This is a genomic window from Microcoleus sp. BM001215392, from assembly GCF_036700185.1.
GTDB lineage: Bacteria > Cyanobacteriota > Cyanobacteriia > Cyanobacteriales > Microcoleaceae > Microcoleus.
In genome coordinates this window covers 22754-25814 of record NZ_JAUBOJ010000055.1, presented here as the reverse complement: position 1 = coordinate 25814, position 3061 = coordinate 22754, and the positions used below count along the sequence as shown (strand labels likewise).

3 protein-coding genes are annotated in these 3061 nt (G+C 43.9%); 1 reads left to right on the top strand and 2 read right to left on the bottom strand.

Annotated elements, in window-relative coordinates:
* Nucleotides 1-332 precede the first annotated feature (332 nt).
* Entirely contained in the window at nt 333-1403 is a 1071-nt protein-coding gene (locus QT974_RS09175) for a pentapeptide repeat-containing protein (RefSeq protein ID WP_333468199.1), read from the bottom strand.
* Between the two features lie 111 nt (nt 1404-1514).
* On the bottom strand, nt 1515-2363 hold the full coding sequence (locus tag QT974_RS09170; protein ID WP_333468198.1) for an alpha/beta fold hydrolase: 849 nt from the start codon (nt 2361-2363) through the stop codon (nt 1515-1517).
* Nucleotides 2364-2521: 158 nt separating this feature from the next.
* Here QT974_RS09170 and QT974_RS09165 point away from each other — a divergent pair, with 158 nt between their 5' ends.
* Nucleotides 2522-2992 (top strand): aspartyl protease family protein, encoded by a 471-nt coding sequence (locus tag QT974_RS09165; protein WP_333468197.1) that lies wholly within the window; start codon nt 2522-2524, stop codon nt 2990-2992.
* Nucleotides 2993-3061: the final 69 nt, after the last annotated feature.

Sequence of the window (3061 nt, the reverse complement as noted above, 5' to 3'; positions counted from 1 at the left end):
ATAAACGCAGATAATTTTAGGGTGTTTTCCGATTTTTGCAATTCAAGTCTATTAGTCCGATGGAAGAAGTCAGTAGTCATTAGTCCGATGGAAGTCGGAAGAAGTCAGAAGTTGGATGGAAGTCGGAAGAAGCAAAAAAATTCTACAGTTTTGGCGGTTGCTGTAGAATGAAGCTTGATTAACGGTGTTGGATACAGAAAGAAAGAAAGAAAGAAAGAAAGAAAGAAATAAATAAATAAAATGGGAATGCTATAAGTTAGTAGTGAGGAATGCAAGTTTTATTCAAAATCAGAGGACTGGTATTCTTCACTACTAAAGAAAAAGTAAATGCTTTAGTTGTGTACCGTACCGTCAGGTAAGATTGTACCTGTTAATCTAGCTCCTGTGAGTTTTACCATAACCCGATCGCCATAACCGATTTTAGCACCCGTCAAATCTGCACCGCTCAAGTCTGCACCGCTCAAATCCGCTCCAATTAAATTGGTTTCTCTCAAGTTGGCATTAATCAAACAAGCTCCCAACAGGTTAGCCCTAAACAAGTTAGCTTTCTGCAAATTCGCCGCTGTGAGGTTGATATTGTGCAGAAAAGTATCGCTTAAGTCAGCTTCGCTCAAATTTGCATTGCTCAAGTTTCTACCTGAAAAATCCTTTTCTTTTAAGGAAGCTCCTTTGAAGTTGGAACCGCTTAAATCGGGAGCTTGTGGCGCTGCTTGGCGGTAAGACGCAGATGGCTGCGATGGCGGCTGCGATTGGTAGCGGGAGGTATCTGAATAAGGCCCGGTCGGATTTCGGGTATAATTTCCCGCATAATTTCCCCCATAATTGCTAGGAGATTGTCCTGAAGAGGGTTGAGAAGAGTAGCGGGGTTCTTGTGGACTTGTCGGCGGTGGCTGGGTGTTTTGCGGCTGGGTGTTTTGCGGCTGGGTGTTTCTATACTGAGTGTGTTGTTGCTGAGTATGTTGTTGCTGAGTGTGTTGTTGCTGAGTGTTTTGTTGCTGAGTGTTTTGTTGCTGAGTGTTTTTGTACTGAGTATTTTGATACTGAGTATTTTGATACTGAGTATTTTGATACTGAGTATTTTGTTGCTGGGCGTGTTTCTGCTGGGTGTTTTGTTGTTGGGTATTTCTGTACTGGGGGTTTTGTTGCTGGGTGTTTTTGTGCTGAGTATTTTTGTGCTGAGCGTTTTGACTTTGACCTCTTGGCTGAATCGATCGCAACTGTTCGCGAGCTTGATTAATTTCCTTAATCTTTTCTTCAGCTTTCTGGAGTAATCTAGGATTATCTTTAGGGATGCGATCGGGGTGCCAAATGAACGCTAAATCCTTGTAGGCTTGAGTAATTTCTTCTCGGGAAGCTCCCGGTAATAGTCCCAGCACTCTATAGTATTGATCGAGGTCGTTCATGATACCACCTTTCGCTTTAAGAAATTAGGAATTAAAAATTAAGATCGGAGCAAAAGCTGCTTTAAAAGCTTGCTTCCCCGATCGTAGTACATTACATGAACAACAACTCAGCTAAGCCGCTGCTGGCAAAAAGTCTCGGATTAGCTGCAAATATGTTGCGGCATCCTCCAGCATCGGAAAGTGAGCTGTATTGGGAATTATAACAAATTCTACTTTTTTGCTGAGGGAGGCTGCTTGCTCTCCCATGGCGGCGGGGATAATTTGATCGAATTCTCCGGCTACCAGCAGCGTAGGAACGCTCAACCGTGCAAATTCCTGGGGCATTTCCTCGGCTGCTCTTTTGCTGACTGCTGTCACCATTGTACCGATCGCAGCTTCCTCGTCTGCCATTAAGAAATCCTTTAGAAACGCTAAACTCACCGCTGTGGGGAGAGATTGGCGCAAAAACCGGGCCATAAAGATGCGATCGGCAAACGGGATCGAAGCCAGCCAAGACGGGCGAAATTTCACCACATAGCCGCCGAATTTATGAAAAGTTGTGAAGGCTTTCTCATCGTATTCAAAAATGCCACTGCAAGTGAGAATGGCTTTTTCTACTTTTTCGGGGTAAAGGTTGAGAAATAAAGTAGCAACGGATGCACCTGTAGAGTGAGCATTCAGAAAGACTCGGCTTAAATTCAGGGTTTGTAATAATTCAGCTAAGTCGTGGGCGTAGGTTTCGAGCTCGTAGCTGGACTCAGGAGGTGATGGCGGTAAGGGCGATCGGCCAAAACCTCTCATATCGTACAGCAAACAATCAAAATCATCAGCAATAGCCTGTGCAGTGCTTTCCCAATAGCGAGCCGAGCCAGCCCAGCCGTGGAGGAATACCATCACAGGTTTGCCGCTGGGTTGGGCGCTGTTGTCTGCTGTTATCCACTCGTAATAATGTTCCACACCGCGAACTGAAATGAAAGCCATGATATCAATTTTGGATTTTAGATTTTAGATTTTAGATTGTAACTCATGATTGTTAACTAAATACTCATCTCAAAAAATCTGGGTTAATCGGGGCGATCGCGTCTGGGTTAGCAGAAATCGTATAATGCAAGCATAAAAAGATTCAAAGGAAATTTAGTATGAAAGAATTAAATAAATTAGAATTGGATGGCATCAAGAATATGGGGGCAGTTAAGACTCAGGTAAAGCTAACAAATGCCATAGACGAAGCTCTAGTTAGCCGCGGGTTGCTCGCGCCTCGGTTGTTGCGCGAGTGTGAAACAGAAGCTCTAGTAGATACAGGATCGGTTTACCTAGTAATTTCCGCAGAGATGTTACAGCAACTAGGTTTACGAATTATAGGACAGCAAGTTGTTAAGTATGCTGATGGTCGTCAAGAAACCGTAGGAGTAACGGAAGCTATATTAATTGAAATTCAGGGGCGTAGGACTACCGAAGATGCTCTGGTGACAGGTGATGAGGTGTTGATTGGTCAAGTGGTTTTGGAGAAGTTAGATTTGCTGGTAGATTGTAGGAATCAGCGGTTAATCGGCAATCCGAGCAATCCCGATTATCCTGTGACTTATATCAAGGGAACAGGCGGAGCATAAAACATAGAATGCCCAGCCACAACAAGTAGGGTGCGTCAGTTGAGAAGCCCCAAATTTTTCGTACTAACC